This is a genomic window from Streptomyces sp. NPDC054866, from assembly GCF_053610745.1.
The window spans coordinates 121,216-134,057 of the sequence record NZ_JBSGZA010000012.1; the positions used below are offsets into that span (position 1 = coordinate 121,216).

Genomic DNA, 12,842 nt, shown 5'->3' on the forward strand with positions numbered 1-12,842 from the left:
CGTCGCGGCGGGGCCGCTGTCGGTTGCGGTCGACCGCCGCGGCAACCGAGGCAACCGCCGCTAGTCGGCCATCGCACCGCAGGAAATGTTCACGTCCGTCGACGTCAGCGTGCGCGCCCGGTCCGATGCCACGAACGCGGCCACGTGGCCGACATCGCTCAACTCGGCGGTACGCCCCAGGAGCGTCGCCCGCTCCAGCCCGGCAGCGATCTCGTCGCGGCCGGGGAAGCCCTCGGGGATGGCCTCGGGGACGCCTCCCGACCTCAGGGTGACCACGCGGATGCCATGCGCGCCCAGCTCACACGCCCACTGACGGCGCAGGCCCTCCAGAGCGTCGAGTGCGACCTTGAAGCCGCCGAGGCCCGGCAGGGTCTGCGGCCCGCCACCGCCGAACGCGAGGATGACGCCCGCGCCCCGGGGGACCATGTGCCGGGCCGCGGCCCTGGTGGTCAGGAACTGTGAGCGCAGCACCGTCGTGACGGGCTGCAGGAAGTCGTCCACCGAGATCTTCTGGAGCGGTTCTTGGACATCGGCTGCTCCGATGACGTTGAACGAGATGTCGATCCGCCCAGCTCGGGCCACGATCCCGTCGACGCACTCCGCCACCGCCCGTTCGTCCAAGGCGTCGACGACGACGGGCTGCGCCTGGCCGCCACCCGAGCGGATCGTCGCGGCGAGCGCATCGAGGGTGGCCCGGGTGCGGCCCGCGACGAACACCCGGGCTCCCTCGTCCGCGAAGGCGCGGGCTGCCGCCCCTCCGATCGCCCCTCCGGCCCCGTACACCACAGCGACCTTGTTCTCCAGCAGCATCGCCACCACGCCCTTCCCACACGGACATCTCCGGAACATTTCCGGCTTCCATGGGGTACGTCGGAGCCGCCGGCCGGAATTCGACACGGCGACCCCCTCCGGGGCTACCGGCGGCTGCGCACCAGCAGGTACACGAAGTACGGCGTACCGACGACCGCCGTCATGAGTCCCGCGCCCAGTTGAGCCGGGGCGATGACGGTCCGGCCCAGCAGATCGGCGAGGCAGACGAGGGTCGCGCCGAGCAGCATCGCCACCGGGACGACCCGGATGTGGCGTCGGCCCACCAGCGCGCGTGCCGCGTGCGGCGCCACGAGTCCCACGAAGCCGATCGTGCCGGCCGCGGCCACCGCGGTGGCGCTGAGCAGCACGCTCACGACGAGGAAGCCGAGGCGTCCGCGCGCCAGGTCGAGGCCCAGGAGCCGGGGGGTGTCCTCGTCCAGCGACACGAGGTCGAGTTCCTTGCGGCGGGCGAAGGCCACGGCCGTCGCGGCCACGAGCACGGCGGCGACCGGCAGGATGTCGGTGCCGGAGCGTCCGTAGGTGGAGCCCGAGAGCCAGATCAGCGCCTTGGTCGCGCTGAACCGGTCGGTGAGCACGATCAACAGGCTGATGAGCGCCATCGTTCCCGTGGACACACCCATGCCGACCAGGACGAGCCGGCTGTTCTGGAAGCCGCCCTTCGCCGCGAGTCCGAAGACGACGACGGCGCTGACCGCGGCGCCGGCGAACGCCGCCCCGGCGATGCTCCACGAACCGGCGCCCGGTGCCGAAGTGACCAGGATGATGGCGCCGAGCGCCGCTCCGCCGGAGACACCGAGAACACCGGGTTCCGCGAGCGGGTTGCGGGTCACGGACTGCACGAGCGTGCCGGACAGCGCGAGCGCGGCACCCGCGCAGAGTGCGGCGAGCACCCGTGGCACGCGGGTGTCGAGGACGAAGGTGATGGCTTGACCCGATTGGCCACGGACCCAGTTGGCCACGTCGCCGAGCAGGAACGTGCTGTCGCCGACGAGCACCGCGGCGATCGTGACGCCGGCCAGCGCGCCCACGAGGAGCACCACGGTGATGACGTACGCGGTCCTGCTGGGGATACGCAGCCGGTCCGGCGCGGCGGCACCGGCGCCGTCGCGGGTGCGCATCGCCATGACGACGAGGAACACGGCGCCGACGACGCTTGTGATGACGCCCGTGGGCACGGTGACAGCGGTCTGGGACGACGTCACGGCGCGCAGGAGTACGTCGGAGCCCAGCACCAGGGCGGCGCCCACGAGGCCCGCCACGGGGATGCGGGTCCGGTGGCGCAGGAGGGCACGGACGCGGCCTGCGAGCGGCCGCACCAGGGCGGGCGCGCAGAGTCCCACGAAGGCGATCGGCCCGGCCAGCGTCACCGCTCCGGCCGAGAGCAGCGAGGCGAGGACGACGGCCGTGACGCGGGTGCCGCGGACCGGGATGCCGAGGCCGCGCGCGGCGTCGTCGCCCAGGGCCAGGGCGTCGATGCGGCGGGCGATGAGCAGCAGGCCCGCCAGCGCGGCCAGGACGACGGGCGCCATCTCGGCCACTCCGTCGAAGCCGTTCTGGCTGATGCTTCCCTGGCCCCACTGGTAAAGGCCCTGGGTCTGTTCGGGGGCCAGCAGGAGCAGCGCCTCGGTGATGGCGTTGAGTCCGAGGGCGAGCGCGCTGCCCGCGAGGACGAGGCGGACGGTGCCGGCGCCGCGTCCGGCGAGCGCGAGGACGACGGCGGCAGCGGCGAGGCCGCCGACGAACGCCACTCCCGATGAGGCGAGCAGCGGCGCCGTCACACCGCTGGCCACCAGGATGGTGATCGCGAGGTACGAACCGGCGTTGACGGCAAGGGTGTCCGGTGCGGCGAGCACGTTGCGGCTGACGGCCTGGAGGGCGGCGCCCGCGGCGCCGAGTGCGACGCCGACGAGTATCCCGGCGACCATGCGCGGCAGACGTGAGGCGATGACGACGGAGGAATCGCCCTGCTCGGCCTGCCCGATGAGGGCTTTCCACACCTGGCCGGGGCCGACGGACGCGGTGCCTTGCGTGATGTCGACGACGGCCAGAACGGCGACCAGAAGAACAAGACCGGCCGTCACCGCGACCGCGCCCGATGGGGATGCGGCCGTGCGTTCGGGCGTGGCTGAGGGCATTGCGGTGACGGCCACGGTCTCCTACTTCTTCAGGCTGTCGACGAGGGCGTCGATGTACGCCTCCATCGCCTCGGGGCCGCCGAACATCCAGATGCCGTCGGGCAGGCGGTGCACCTCGTCGTCCTTGACGAACGGCAGCGACTTCCAGACGGAGTTGTCGGCGAGTTCATCGGTGAACACGTCGGAGCTGTCGTCGCCCTTGTTGCCGATGTAGACGAACTTCACGTCGTCGCCGAGCGCGGTGAGGCCCTCGACGTCGGTGGTGGCGAGCCCGTAGTCCTTGTCGCCCTTCATCTTCCAGGCGTTCTTCAGGCCGAGCTCCTCGTTGACGGCGCCGAGCAGGGAGTTGCTCGTGTAGCCGCGCAGGGAGACCTGGTTGGAGGCGGCGTAGCCGTCGGCGAAGGCGACCTTCGAGCCGTCGAGCTTGGCCTCCTTCAGCGCCTTCTTGCCTTCGGCGACCTTCGCCTCGTACGACTCCTTGGCCTTCTTGGCCTCGGCGGTCGTGCCGGTGGCCTTGGCGATGACGTCCAGGGTGTCGAACATCTGGCCCACCTGGTCGGAGCCGTCGGCGGCCTTGACCTGGAGGACGGGGGCGACCTTCTTCATCTGCTTCACCGCGGAGGCCGACATGTCGGTCGTGGTGACGATGAGGTCCGGGGTGAGACCGGCGAGGGTGTCCATGCTCGGCTCACCGCGGGTGCCGATGTCCTTGGGGTCGTTCTTGAGCGGAACGGCGGAGTCCCACGCCTTGTAGCCCTTGACGTCGGCGACACCGACGGGGTCGACGCCGAGCGTGACCATGGACTCGACGACGTTCCACTCGGTTCCGACGACCTTCTTGGCCGGACCGTCCAGCTTCACCGCCTTGCCGTTGGCGTCGGTGAGGGTGATCGGCTCGGACTTCTTGTCCGAACTGGTCTTGGCGGGCTCGGAGGTGCCGCAGCCGGACAGGATGAGGGCCACGGCGGTGGCGGCCGTCGCGGCGATCAGGGGGCGTCTCATGAGGAGGTGTGGAGCCTTTCACTTCTGCTGTGGTGGCGGCCTATCGCGCGGGTGCGCAGCCGGCCGGTGAGGGGGTCTGTGTCGACCTCGATGCGGATGCCGTACGTCTCGGAGAGGCGTTCCGGCCGCAGTACGTCCTCGGGGGCGCCGTCGGCGACGATGCGCCCCGCGTCGAGGAGGGCGATCCGGTCGGCGACGGCGGCCGCCTGGTCGAGGTCGTGCAGGACGACGCCGACGGCGATGCCGCCGTCGTCCGCGAGGTCACGCATCAGGTCGAGGAGTTCGACCTGGTAGCGCAGGTCGAGGTAGGTGGTCGGCTCGTCGAGGAGGAGTACGCCGGTCTCCTGGGCGAGGCAACTGGCGAGCCACACCCGCTGCAGCTGTCCACCGGAGAGCTGGTCGACGGGGCGGTCGGCGAGGCCGTCGACGCCGGTCATGGTGAGCACGCGCTCCACCACCGCGGCGCCCCCGGCATCGGCCTGGCCCCAGCGGCCCCGGTAGGGGTAGCGCCCGAAGTCCACGACGTCACGGACGGTCAGACCGCCGGGCGTGGGGCGCCCTTGAGTCAGGAGGGCTACGCGCCGGGCGAACTGGCGGGCGGTGAGGTCGAAGCCGTCGGCGGCGTCGGCCGTCCCGGAGTCGAGGGTCAGCGTGCCGCGCCGGGCGCCCTGCAAGCGGGCGACGGTGCGCAGCAGCGTCGACTTGCCGCTCCCGTTGGGGCCGACGAGAGCGGTCACTTCGCCGGGCCTGAGCTGGAGGGCGGCGTCGTGGACGACGTCGACGCCGTCGTACGACACGGTCATGTGCTCGGCGGACAATTCGTGACCGCGCGGACGTGTGGCGCTACCTGCGCGTTCACCTGATCTCACGGCGTGAAGGTTAGCCTAACCTTAGTCTGGCTGGAAGTAGGGGGTTCCCAACCCGCCCAGTTGCCCCTTTTACGCACGGATGCCGCCCATCGGCCGTGACGATGGGCGGCACCGGAGGCGCTGATTCGGTCCTGTTCCGTCAGTAGAGCTTCTTGACGGCCTTGAGGGTCGTCGCCTTGAAGTCGGCCACCTGCGCGTGGGCGAAGTTGCCCATCTGCCCCCACTTGACGAGTGTCACCGTGGTGCCGTCCCGGCCGACCGAGAGCATGTTGATGTCGGATGACCCTGTCGTGGCGGTGGTGTGGACGCCGTAGACGTGGGCGCCTTCCTCCACGTTCAGCTTCCCGTAGTACTTCTGGGTCGCGGTGACGTCAGGATTCTCCTTCATCAGCTTCTCCGAGCAGCCTTCGAGGTTCTTGCGCAGCAGGGCCGCGAAGTCCTTGGCACGCTGCTCGCTGCGCTCGACCACCGTCACCTGGAGGGCGTTGGTGTCGTACTCCGTGTGGAAGGCGCGGTGCACGGAGATGGACGGCAGGGCCTCCCCCACACACATCGGCAGCGGGTCGGGCTGCCCGGCGGTCACCGGTCCCGCGGTCCACGCCGAAGAGGCGTGCGGCGGCAGTTCGGACGGAGCCAGGAACCTCGGCGAGCCGGCGGCGGCCGCCGGACCCGTACCGGCCACCACACCCGCCACGGCCACCGCGGCACCCAGAGCACACAGTCCTCGGCTCATACGAACACTCATCATCGTCAACTCCCCGTTTACGGAAGGTCAGCTTGCCCGACCCCACGCCACATACGACCCGCGACACCCCGCACCCGTTGCCCCCTCCCCAGTCACAGCCCTGTCCGCAATGTCACCGAACGGCTACCTCCGCTACCGGTTGACATGCGTCGAGCAGGGAAGACGGCGCAGTGCGCAGAGACCGCACCGCAGAGAGAACGAGGAGGGGCCCCATGGACAGTTCCGCATCGCCGTGGGCGCGGCGGGCCACCGCGCTGCGCCGCACCCCGGTGGCGATGTGGAACGAAGACGTGTCGGACTGGGCCGCGGCGCTGACGTACTACGCGATCCTCGCCCTGCTGCCCGCTCTCCTGGTCACGGTCAGCCTGATCAGCCTGGTCAGCCCCGGCACCACGCAGTCACTCATCGCCGAGGTCACCGACTGGGCCCCGGCGCAGTCGGGCAGCGCCCTGAACGAGGCGCTCACCGAGATGGCCCGCGCGCGGTCCGCCGCCGTGACGGTGGTGATCGCGGGAGGGGTCAGCGCGCTGTGGTCCGCCTCCAGTTACGCGGCCGTCTTCCGCCGTGCGCTGCACGCGATGCACGGCGTGAAGGACACCCGCCCCATGTGGCGCAAGGCGCACCGCGTGCTCATGACGGCCGCCGCGCTGCTCGCGCTGCTGGCCGCCAGCGCGCTCCTGCTCGTCCTGAGTGGCTCACTCGTCCAGACCGTCGGGCGGCGCATCGGGGTCGGCGACGCGGGACAGACCGCATGGAACGTCATGAAATGGCCCGCCCTTGTCTGCCTGGTGGTCCTGCTCGTCCTCGTGCTCTTCCGCAACGCGCCGCCCTCGGAGCGCGGATGGCGCCGCAGCCTGCCGGGCGGACTGCTCGCCGCGCTGCTGTGGCTCCTGTCCTCGGGCCTGTTCACCTTGTACGCCACGGGGTTCGGCACCTACGGCAAGCTCTACGGTTCGCTGGCCGGAGTGGTCGTCTTCCTGGTCTGGCTCTGGGTATCCAATCTGGCGCTGCTGGCCGGAGCGCAGTTCACGGTGGAGATGGCCCGCGCGGCGTCCGCCGTGTCCGGGCCCTGAGGCCTGCCCCCCCTTGAACGGGGGCTCAGGAGGGGAGCCGCCGGGGCGGGACCGAGTTGTGCGCCCCCGGGCGGAAATCCGGGACGACGCGCCCGCGTTCGCCCTTCCCTGCGCGCCGCGTGCGCTCCCCCCGCGGGGGTTCGGGCGCGGCACGCACCGGTGATACGCCTGAAGGACGAACTACTCGTGCGCATGTTCGCCCAAGCGGCATCGCGACATGGCGGCATCGCGACATCGAAGAGGAGTCATCCCATGGCCTCGTTCGACACGGGACGGTTGTGCGCGATCGTCAAGATCCTGGACCAGGCAAGCACTCACCTCCGGCTGGCCGCCCGCGAGTGCACCCTCGCCGGAGCCGCGACAGCCATGACGCGGCCGGCCACCGATCCGACCGCGTCCGGCATCACCGCGCTCCTGAGCGTCTCGGAACAGGCCTCGGGCAGCGTCCGGCGCGCGCTGGTCCACATCCGCAACGGTGAGGACCAGCGCGCCCAGCACGAACTGGACCGGGCCCGAAGCCAGCCGTGCGGGGCAGTCCTCACTCCGGCCGGACTGCCTCGGCCCCTCCCCCGGCGTGTGACCACGGCGCTGCGCCTGATGCAGGGGATCACCGGCTTCTTCCCGTCCGAGACGGAACAGGTCCTGGTGCGGGCAGCCCTGCCCTAGGCGGCCCTGCCCTAGCCCGCTCCGCCGCCACCCGGGCGGTTCACTCGATTGGGCTAGTCGAGGCGGCGGTGAACCAAGTCACTCCGATCGCCGCAATCAGCCCGCCGAAGGACCTCGGGCGAGCCGTCCGCGTACGCTCAGTGACTCTCCTGGTTGCGTCGTCCCCCGGTCCGGAGCGGGATGGAGGGGACGCGTGCGACGTCCGTGGCGAGATTCGATTCTGCCCGTCGCGCGCCGCGAGGGAGTGATCACCCATGACTCAGGGCGAGGCCTTCACCAGCGCCGACGGGCTCGCGGGCCTTACGGCCTATGACCGGACCGGCGAGAAGATCGGCAGCGTCGAGCAGGTGTATCTCGACGACCGAACTGGGCGTCCCGAGTGGGTGACCGTCAAGACCGGTCTCTTCGGCATGAAGCAGAGCTTCGTGCCGCTCGCCGGAGCCCGCCGTCAGCAGGACGAGCTGCACGTGACGGCCACTAAGGAAGCCGTCAAGGACGCCCCGCGCGTGGACGCCGACCAGCACCTCGAGCCGGGCGAGGAGCAGGACCTCTACACCCACTACGGCCTCACGCGCCCCAGTGGCACGCCTGCCCCGGCGGCAGGTGGCCGCGGTACCGCGGGCATGGCCGGAGCAGGTGCCGGTATGGGCATGGGTGCCGGCGAGGGTCGCGGACGCAACGCGGGCGCGCGTGAGTTCGCGATGCGTTCCGGCGCGGGCGACGAAGGCAAGACGGACGAAATGATCCGCTCGGAGGAGCGGCTGCGTGTCGGGACGGAAGAGCAGGAAGTCGGGCACGCCCGACTGCGCAAGGTGGTCGTCACCGAAGACGTGAAGACCTCCGTCCCCATCTCCCACGAGGAAGTTCGCGTCGTACGCGAGCCCATCCGCGAGGGCGACCGCACGCGCGCCAACATCGGCGAGGAGCAGACCGAGGTGACCGTGCACGCCGAGAAGGCGGTGGTCAGCAAGGAGTCCGTGCCGGTCGAGCGCGTCCGTCTGGAGACCGAGAAGGTCACCGAGACCCAGGAAGTCTCCGACACCGTGCGCAAGGAGCAGATCGAGTTCGACGACGCCAAGGGCGAGCGCCGCGCGAAGGGCGAGGCCTGGCGTGACCGCAAGCAGGGCCCGCGTCACTGACGCCCCGCGGCTCGCCCTGATCGAGGGCGGCTGACGGCGGAGGGAGGGAGCACTCACACTGAGCGCTCCCTCCCTCCACGTTCACGTCCGCTGGCCGCGGCCGGCCTCCTCGCACTCGCGGCAGGCAGGCTTGCCGTCGATCGTCACGCCGTCCTCGGAGGCGGCTTCGCAGACGCCGGGGCGGTCGGGGTGGTTGGCCCGGCAGTGGCAGGCGCAGGTGTCGGTCACCGCTTCCAGAACCGCGTCGCGTTGGGGGGCCAGGCCCATGCGGATGTCGTGGCAGTTGCGGCACAGCGGCACTGAACGCGCGCTGCCGGTGGGTGAGTTGACGACACCGGTGAAGCCTGGTTCGGCGTGACCGCTGCATGTTCCTGGGAACTCGGGGTGGGCGCCGCACAGACAGTGGCAGGAGTCGGGCCCGGGGTGTCGGAGGGTGAACGGAGCCGGCTGCGCGGCGGGCGGAATCGCCCGCCGGAGCGCCTCGGCGAAGGCCTTGAACTGCTCTGCGTTCGGCGCGGGCGCGGATGCGGGCTTGGTCATGCGCCCATTGTCCCGCCGATCCCCGATTCAGGGGCAGGACTGGGAGAAGGTCCCGCTTCAGGGGCGGGTCTGGAGAAGGACCCCGCCGGCGGCGCCCGTCCGGCACGCTTCCGCCGCGGTCGTGATGACCTTCTCGTACAGCTCGTCGTCGAGCAGGACGGTGAGGCCGCAAGCGATCCCCCAGGCGACGTGTGCGGCGTCTTCACCGAGGGTCTGTTCCTGCTCGTGGAGCTCTCGGCCGAGGTACTGGCTGTGCAGGTCCTTGGGACCGCGGCTTTCCGCGCGACGCCGGATCGCTTCGACGGCACTCTTCGCGAACGTCTCGTAGTGGGTGTCACCGAGAAGCCTGCGCAGTTGCTCCAGCTGGGCGTGCGCGGCACGCAGGCGCAGCGGCCAGTCCCGGCTGATGCCGAACTGCTCTTCCATGGCCTGCGTCAGGTCGATGCGCCGGAACATCTCGTCCAGTGGGTCGTAGGTCATGATCTCTCGGTAGCGGCTGCCGAGGCCAGGGCAGCGAAGGCTCGCTGCGGGCTCCCCCGTGTGGCTGCACGTCGGCCGGTCCCGAGTCCTGCCACGCGTTCGAGTCCGTGAATAAGAATCATGTACATGACCATTGACGCGCCCACCGCCTGGCAATAGCTTCCAACGAAAGCGCTTTCCCCCGGCAGGTGCAAGAGCTGGCCGCCCAGTGCATTCATCCTGCCGATCCGCCCTGAGGGATTCGTCCTGACAAGCCGTCAGCCTGACAAGTCGTCAGGACCAACCGTCAGGACGACCCCTGCATCCCCGCTTGATCTGGTCAGACGAGCCAATCAACCTGGAGACCCTCGATGCGCATAAGACCCATCACCGCGTGCGTCGGCTTACTCGCCGGCACACTCGTCGCTCTGTCCGGCAACACCGCGCAAGCCGCGCCCATCCTCTACGAGGCCGAGAACTCCCCCGCGGTCTGCACCGGCACCCTCGACTCCGACTGGCCCGGCTACTCCGGCAGCGGGTTCTGCAACGGCACCAACGCGACAGGCGCCTACGCGCAGTTCACCGTGAACGCGCCCGCCGCCGGCACCGCGACACTGAAGGTCCGCTTCGCCAACGGAACCACCACCGCGCGGCCCGCCGACATCACGGTGAACGGCTCGGCGGCCGCGTCGGCTTCGGCGTCGTTCGAGAGCACCGGCACATGGGGGACGTGGGCGACGAAGACGCTCACTGTTCCGGTGAAGGCGGGCAGCAACACGGTCCGGCTCAGCCCCACCACCTCAGCCGGGCTGCCCAACATCGACTACCTGGACGCCGACGCGGGCGACGACACCACGCCACCACCGTCCGCCTCCGCGCTGTACGTGGCACCGAACGGAACCGACGGCGCGACCGGGACGCAATCGGATCCGACCACGCTCACCTCGGCGATCACCCGCATCACCCCCGGCGGCACGATCTATCTGCGCGGCGGCACCTACCGCCACTCCCAGACGGTCACCATCCCGCAGGGCAACAACGGCACCGCGAGCGACCGCACCGAGCTGTCCGCCTACCCGGGTGAGACGCCGGTCCTGAACTTCTCGGCCCAGAGCGAGAACACGTCGAACCGCGGGCTCGCCGTGAACGGGTCGTACTGGCACGTCAAGGGCATCGTCGTCGAGCGGGCCGGTGACAACGGCATCTTCGTCGGCGGCAGCAACAACGTCTTCGAGCGCACGGTGACCCGCTACAACCGTGACACCGGTCTGCAGCTCTCACGGATGCTCTCCAGCACACCCAGCAGCCAGTGGCCGTCCAACAACCTCATCCTGAGCGCGGAGTCGCACGACAACGCCGACTCCGACGGCGAGGACGCCGACGGCTTCGCCGCGAAGCTCACGTCCGGGCCCGGGAACGTCTTCCGCCACGCCGTGGCCCACCACAACATCGACGACGGCTGGGACCTCTACACCAAGCCGGACACGGGCCCCATCGGCGCGGTGACCATCGAGGACTCCCTCGCCCACGACAACGGCACCCTCAGCGACGGCTCCCAGGCCGGAAACGGCGACCGCAACGGCTACAAGCTCGGCGGCGAGGACATCGGGGTCAATCACGTGATCCGGCGCAACATCGCCTACAACAACGGCAAGCACGGATTCACCTACAACAGGAACCTCGGGACGATGTCGGTGTCGGACAACCTCAGCATCGACAACGACGAGCGCAACTACTCCTTCGACGCGGGTACTTCGGTGTTCCGGAACAACACCTCGTGCCGCAGCGGCAGTGGGACGAACGACAGGATCGTCGGCAACTCCGACAGCTCGAACCAGTTCTGGTCCGGTTCGAACGGGTCCCGCTGCTCCTCGTACTCCGGGGCGCTGAAGTGGTCCTTCGCGGCTGACGGGCGCCTCGTCGTGGCCTTCGGCGGCAACGCAGTGACGCCGTGACCGACCGGTGCCCCGGGTGTCCGCCATGTGTTCATCGCGGACACCCGGGGCACCCGCGTGCTCAGGCGCCGGGCACGGCTCCCGTGGCGAAGTACGGCTTGCAGACCGAGCCGGACCAGTCCGTGGCGATCTCAAGGAGCCTGTTGCCGTCGGCCGAAGGCAGCAGGCTTGAGCTGTAGTTGGGGCAGTAGTCGACTGTCGTCGACTCGACGGCGACCGGTGCGGGGATCTCCCGCCAACTTCCAGCGCCACCCGCGCTGTTGACCCAGACGGTGCGTCCGCTCCCGGCCGCCTTGCTGCCGTCGCGGTTGTACATGACCTGGCCGACGAGGAAGAGCCTGCCCTTCGGGTTGCCCGCCTCGGGCGCCCACGCCAGGTTCGGCGCGTGCTTGAAGTACTTGCCGTCGGCGGTCTCCGGGCGGATGCCCAGATAGCTGGTTGCGCCCCAGTTCCAGCCGTCGGAGGAGGTCCGGTAGTGCACGACGCACTGGAACTGGCCCGCCGCCGCGCAGATCTCGAACGACATGAAGTACGTGCCGTCGCCCATCTTGCGCACCACCGCCATGCCGGGCCGGTCCGAGGCGAGGGTGCTGGCGACGGTGTCGTGGTGGCCGGTCCAGGTCACCCCGTTCGCGGTGCGGGCCGCCACCAGCTTCTGGCTGTGTGCGGCATCGGTCTCGTCGGAATAGTGCGCCACGAGCTGCCCGGAGGCGTCGATGGAGAACTCCGGCTCCCACAGCCCCTTGGCGTTCGGCGCCGTGGCGATCGTGGAGAGGTAGCTCCAACTGCGGCCCACGTCATTGCTCTTGAAGACCCGCAGGGCCATGCGCCGGTTCGGCTCGTCCTGCCCGATGGACGCCGCCCACAGCAGCGTCCCCGCGGGCAGCTTGCCGATGCGCCGAGGGAGTTCGTACAGCGTCGAGCAGCAAAGACCCTGCCCGCCCGCCGCCTCGGGGTCGCGCACGGTGCCGACCTCGCGGAACGACGCGCCCCCGTCCGTGCTCTCGTGGACGGCGCCGAGTCCGTTGTTCCCGTCGAACGTGACCACGGAGGCCAGGACCCGGCCGTTGGCGTCGCCGTTGTGGGCGAGTCTGACGGCACGTGGGTACATGCCGGTGCCGTCACGCAGCAGGGTGCCGGTCGCGGCGTCGGCCGGCTGCCCGGACTGGGTGACGAACAGCGCCGCCACGAGGGCGAGCAGCAGGGGGATCAGGGCGGTGGGACGGAGGAGACGTGGTCGTGCGGGGTCGTGCGCTGACATGGGCCTCTCCTGACTCAGGGGTGGTGGGCGGCGAACTGCCGTCAGATTGGGCGGCGAACTGCCGTCAGATCTGTGGTTCTGGCTCAGCTTCTGTGATCCGTGCACTGTGAGTGACGACTGAACTCCCTGGAGCGTCTCGGAAAGTTGCCTCAAAACAAGCAGTGGCA

At 70.1% G+C, this 12,842-nt stretch carries 12 protein-coding genes; 4 read left to right on the forward strand and 8 right to left on the reverse strand.

Annotated features, from left to right (window positions below):
* Positions 1-60 precede the first annotated feature (60 nt).
* The 5 genes from ACWGI2_RS39560 to ACWGI2_RS39580 all read right to left on the reverse strand — a co-directional run bounded on the left by ACWGI2_RS39560 (position 61) and on the right by ACWGI2_RS39580 (position 5,570).
* A complete protein-coding gene (locus ACWGI2_RS39560) occupies positions 61-810 on the reverse strand; it encodes an SDR family NAD(P)-dependent oxidoreductase (RefSeq protein ID WP_453399197.1) in 750 nt (249 codons plus the stop codon).
* Positions 811-914: 104 nt separating this feature from the next.
* Positions 915-2,981 carry an iron ABC transporter permease gene (locus ACWGI2_RS39565; protein WP_453700777.1) on the reverse strand — a complete coding sequence of 689 codons (2,067 nt, stop codon included), beginning with the start codon at positions 2,979-2,981 and terminating at the stop codon, positions 915-917.
* A 6-nt stretch (positions 2,982-2,987) separates the two neighbouring features.
* Positions 2,988-3,968: an ABC transporter substrate-binding protein gene (locus ACWGI2_RS39570; protein ID WP_453700778.1), complete on the reverse strand. Its 981-nt coding sequence runs from the start codon at positions 3,966-3,968 to the stop codon at positions 2,988-2,990.
* A complete protein-coding gene (locus ACWGI2_RS39575; RefSeq protein ID WP_453700796.1) occupies positions 3,965-4,771 on the reverse strand; it encodes an ABC transporter ATP-binding protein in 807 nt (268 codons plus the stop codon). Before ACWGI2_RS39575 ends, ACWGI2_RS39570 begins: the two co-directional genes overlap by 4 nt.
* A gap of 205 nt (positions 4,772-4,976) precedes the next feature.
* On the reverse strand, positions 4,977-5,570 hold the full coding sequence (locus ACWGI2_RS39580) for a hypothetical protein (protein ID WP_453398821.1): 594 nt from the start codon (positions 5,568-5,570) through the stop codon (positions 4,977-4,979).
* A gap of 224 nt (positions 5,571-5,794) precedes the next feature.
* Here ACWGI2_RS39580 and ACWGI2_RS39585 point away from each other — a divergent pair, with 224 nt between their 5' ends.
* The 3 genes from ACWGI2_RS39585 (at position 5,795) to ACWGI2_RS39595 (ending at position 8,460) form a co-directional block, all read left to right on the forward strand.
* Positions 5,795-6,655 (forward strand): YihY/virulence factor BrkB family protein, encoded by an 861-nt coding sequence (locus ACWGI2_RS39585; protein ID WP_453398822.1) that lies wholly within the window; start codon positions 5,795-5,797, stop codon positions 6,653-6,655.
* Positions 6,656-6,907: 252 nt separating this feature from the next.
* Positions 6,908-7,321 carry a hypothetical protein gene (locus ACWGI2_RS39590; RefSeq protein WP_453700780.1) on the forward strand — a complete coding sequence of 138 codons (414 nt, stop codon included), beginning with the start codon at positions 6,908-6,910 and terminating at the stop codon, positions 7,319-7,321.
* Positions 7,322-7,575: 254 nt separating this feature from the next.
* On the forward strand, positions 7,576-8,460 hold the full coding sequence (locus ACWGI2_RS39595) for a DUF2382 domain-containing protein (protein ID WP_453398824.1): 885 nt from the start codon (positions 7,576-7,578) through the stop codon (positions 8,458-8,460).
* A gap of 81 nt (positions 8,461-8,541) precedes the next feature.
* Here ACWGI2_RS39595 and ACWGI2_RS39600 read toward each other — a convergent pair whose 3' ends face one another.
* Positions 8,542-9,000 carry a hypothetical protein gene (locus ACWGI2_RS39600; RefSeq protein WP_453700782.1) on the reverse strand — a complete coding sequence of 153 codons (459 nt, stop codon included), beginning with the start codon at positions 8,998-9,000 and terminating at the stop codon, positions 8,542-8,544.
* Positions 9,001-9,057: 57 nt separating this feature from the next.
* Positions 9,058-9,480 carry a hypothetical protein gene (locus ACWGI2_RS39605; protein WP_453700783.1) on the reverse strand — a complete coding sequence of 141 codons (423 nt, stop codon included), beginning with the start codon at positions 9,478-9,480 and terminating at the stop codon, positions 9,058-9,060.
* Between the two features lie 350 nt (positions 9,481-9,830).
* Between ACWGI2_RS39605 and ACWGI2_RS39610 the strand changes: the two genes are divergently transcribed.
* Positions 9,831-11,414: a carbohydrate-binding protein gene (locus tag ACWGI2_RS39610; protein ID WP_453700784.1), complete on the forward strand. Its 1,584-nt coding sequence runs from the start codon at positions 9,831-9,833 to the stop codon at positions 11,412-11,414.
* A 61-nt stretch (positions 11,415-11,475) separates the two neighbouring features.
* Here ACWGI2_RS39610 and ACWGI2_RS39615 read toward each other — a convergent pair whose 3' ends face one another.
* Positions 11,476-12,675 carry a sialidase family protein gene (locus ACWGI2_RS39615; RefSeq protein WP_453700786.1) on the reverse strand — a complete coding sequence of 400 codons (1,200 nt, stop codon included), beginning with the start codon at positions 12,673-12,675 and terminating at the stop codon, positions 11,476-11,478.
* Between the last annotated feature and the right edge of the window lie 167 nt (positions 12,676-12,842).